The organism is Streptomyces sp. NPDC059895, assembly GCF_042731035.1.
GTDB lineage: Bacteria > Actinomycetota > Actinomycetes > Streptomycetales > Streptomycetaceae > Streptomyces.
In genome coordinates, this window is sequence record NZ_JBHWKO010000126.1 from 1 (window position 1) to 2,566 (window position 2,566).

Annotated in this window: 3 protein-coding genes and 1 pseudogene; all 4 read left to right on the top strand. The window is 65.4% G+C overall.

The features are described 5' to 3' along the window. The first annotated feature begins 222 nt into the window (after positions 1-222). The 4 genes and pseudogenes from ACFV9M_RS41935 (at position 223) to ACFV9M_RS41950 (ending at position 2,307) form a co-directional block, all read left to right on the top strand. Positions 223-945 (top strand): hypothetical protein, encoded by a 723-nt coding sequence (locus ACFV9M_RS41935; protein WP_385079864.1) that lies wholly within the window; start codon positions 223-225, stop codon positions 943-945. Then, positions 930-1,553 (top strand): annotated as a pseudogene (locus ACFV9M_RS41940) (DUF5655 domain-containing protein); the annotation flags it as partial. The gene ACFV9M_RS41935 and the pseudogene ACFV9M_RS41940, both read left to right, overlap by 16 nt. A gap of 197 nt (positions 1,554-1,750) precedes the next feature. Then, on the top strand, positions 1,751-1,927 hold the full coding sequence (locus ACFV9M_RS41945; protein WP_385079861.1) for a hypothetical protein: 177 nt from the start codon (positions 1,751-1,753) through the stop codon (positions 1,925-1,927). Then, positions 1,924-2,307 (top strand): NUDIX hydrolase, encoded by a 384-nt coding sequence (locus ACFV9M_RS41950; protein ID WP_385079858.1) that lies wholly within the window; start codon positions 1,924-1,926, stop codon positions 2,305-2,307. The genes ACFV9M_RS41945 and ACFV9M_RS41950 overlap by 4 nt, the downstream gene beginning before the upstream one ends. The last annotated feature ends 259 nt before the right edge of the window (positions 2,308-2,566 follow it).

Consider the following 2,566-nt stretch of genomic DNA (forward strand, 5'->3'; position numbering starts at 1 on the left):
AGCTACCTCGCCGGACTCCACCTCCGCGCCTCCATGATCTGGATCAAGGACCTCACTCGAACCGCTCAATGATCACGACTCAATACAGGCCCTAGCACCTACTTTCCCGAACCGCTGCTGCAGTTCGCCGACGACGGCCTGCACATTGACCCCAAGGCCGGCATCGCACGCTACGGGCCGCGTTCCTGGACGGCATCGGGCCGCCATCCCACCCGGCTGCGCGTGGGGCTGATCGGTACCGCCGAGCTCGTCGAGGCGGCCCGTACCTGGATGAGCAGTCGCGCCGAGGGCGTACGCGGGGATCTGAACAACCCGGAGTTCCCTGGGTGGATGCCCGACCGCGGGTTCTTCTCGTCGCTGGAGTTCGACGACGCGTGGAATGAAGAACTGGGGCAGACCGAACTGCGGCAGGTACTGGAGATCAAGTCGCAGAAGGACCGCTTCCACGCTGCATTGACCCTGTTCGAGGCCAAGTTCCGGCAGTTGGCAGAGCGTGACAGCGTCCCCGACTACGTCGTGATCGCGCTGTCCGACCAGATCGTGACGCGCTGCGGCACGGCCGACTACACCGGCAAAGAGACCGGCGCGGTCCATCGCGACCTGCGCCGGGCTCTCAAGGCGAGCGCCATGAAGTTCCGCATACCAACGCAGATCGTCCGAGCGCCCACGCTCGACGGGCGCGACAGGACACCGCCCTCCCGCATCGCCTGGAACTTCTTCACCGCGATGTACTGCAAGGCGGGAGGCTATCCGTGGAGTCCGTACGGCCTCACGCCTGGGACCTGCTACGTCGGCATCGGCTTCTATCGGCCGCTGGGTAGCGCGGATGCGACGATGCAGACCAGCCTCGTGCAGGCGTTTGACGAGCGAGGGGAAGGACTGGTTCTCCGGGGACACGAACTCGAGGTGATGAGACGTACCCGGCTCTGCACCTGGCGTGGCTAATGGACCACCGTGCCGAGATCGAGCACCTGGTCCGCGACCGGCTCGGGATGAGGGCCGCGTCTCAGGTCTTGTGGAGCAGCCCTCGCCTGATATGTATCGCCGGCGACTTCACACGTTACGACGTGCATGCCGTGCACGAGCACCGGCGTTCGATCGACCTGGTTCGCTACCGACTCTTCGGGAGCGACCTGCTCGGGCTTGAGACCGTGGCGTCCGGGAGCGGCGGCATGCAGGCGGCACGCCGAGCCCGCCGCCGGGCGGTTGCCCGGGCGACAGCCGACGTCCAGGACGCGTCGATGGTTGAGCTGGCGAGCGCGGTCGATGAGGCACTGCTCGGGCTCGGGGACGGTGTGAACCGCGTCGAGCGCAAGACGTACCGGGCGTACCAGCGGCTGCGGAACTTCGCCTGCCTCTGTCCGCCACAGCGGAGCAAGCTGCTGGTCTACCTGAAGGTCGACCCGAAGGAAGTCGACCTTGTCCCGGGATTCACCCGGGATGTCTCCGGTCTTGGTCACCACGGGACGGGTGATCTGGAGGTGCAGTTGCGTACGCCGAGGGATGTGGAGCGGGCGCAAGATCTGTTCCTGGCGAGCTACGCGGCGGCGTGATCGCTGGCGATTTCTCGGTCGTGCCTGCTCATGTGGTCGGTCCGGGCCTGTCGGGTGATGCCTTTCGGGATCACCTGGCAGTTCCCGGCCGGTGTCATCAAGCCAGGCCAAGGCGGAGACCACCCACCGTGCGGGAAACCTTGGACGAAACGGGTGTCCACTGTGCGGTCCGGCAGCGCCTTGGGAACCGGCATCCCGTGACCGGCGTGCTGTGCGAGTACTTCCTCTGCGGATACCTGGCAGGCGAAGCCAGCAACACCGACGCAGTCGAGAACATCGACGTCATGTGGGTCCCAAAAAACTCGGTCCCCCGCTTCATCCCCGTCGATACGATCTTCCCACCCATCCTGGCTGTCCTGGAGGAGCAGACGTGACGCAGCAGAACGCGGAGGAGCAGCCGGGCATCGCCGCGGCCATCGTCGTCAGCGAGGGGCGCGTGCTCATGGTGCGGCGCCGGGTCGTCGAGGGACAGCTCTCGTGGCAGTTCCCGGCCGGCGAAATTGAGCCGGGCGAGAGCCGCGAAGACGCCGCCGTACGAGAGACCCACGAGGAGACCGGGGTGGAGGTGGCCGCCATGAAGCTGCTCGGCGAGCGGGTCCACCCGAAGACAGGTCGGTTGATGTCATACACGGCCTGTGAGGTGGTGGGCGGTACTGCCCATGTCGCGGACGCCGAGGAGTTGGCTGAGCTTGCGTGGGTCGCCCATGGTGATATCCCGCAGTATGTGCCATATGGGCTGTTCGAGCCGGTGTAAGAGTATCTCGACGCGGTCATGGCGACCTGAGTGGTTCCATCTCAAATGGGCGATCTCTTGAGCTCGAGTAAGTGCGTTGGTACCAAGGCTGGAACTGGGGCGTGGCTGCTGGAGGCGGACCTCAACCTTGGTGAGCAGGACCTGCCTGCCCCTCGCGGTGGAAGCCTAGTAGGACTCCGTTAGGTCTGTCTCGCGGTCCTGTTTCAGGGCATGTTGGGTGGGTGGACGCACATGAAGTGAACCGTGCTCGGGCGACGTT